At 37.0% G+C, this 376-nt stretch carries 1 protein-coding gene; it reads right to left on the bottom strand.

Features of this window, described 5'->3' with window-relative positions; all coding sequences use genetic code 11:
• Positions 1 to 175: 175 nt before the first annotated feature.
• Positions 176 to 376: hypothetical protein (locus ACO0LB_RS20620; protein WP_423052585.1), on the bottom strand; the 201-nt coding region annotated here is incomplete at its 5' end.

Here is a 376-nt window from a genome sequence, read left to right as displayed (position 1 = left end):
ATTGATTGATAAATAACGCTCCTAATCCTAGGGCTAACAGAGTAAAGTTTAAAAGCCAATCTAGCTCGTTTAACATGATCGTTTCAGTGTACTTGTGTTGAAAAAGGAGCGCCATTATGGTGATCTTTTGCACACCTTTCAACCAAGTAATTTTATATTTTTCAGATTAGTTTTATTAATCCAAAATCAGTTTGCTCATCGCTGCAAAAAAGCCTTTTTTCTCAGTAACTCGGTATTTTTGACAGGTAGCAGGTTGATTTAGGTTTTGGCATAGGTATAAGGTATTACGCTCTAAGTCTGCTCTTGGCTCTAAGCTAGAATCAAACAAGTTAGCGCCGTAACCAAACAAACCAGGCCAATATACGCTTTGTGTTAC

It is taken from the genome of Undibacterium sp. SXout7W, from assembly GCF_049339385.1.
Taxonomy (GTDB): Bacteria; Pseudomonadota; Gammaproteobacteria; order Burkholderiales; family Burkholderiaceae_D; genus Undibacterium.
Note: the sequence above shows the minus strand (reverse complement) of the source record. Positions and strands in the feature narration are given on the sequence as shown.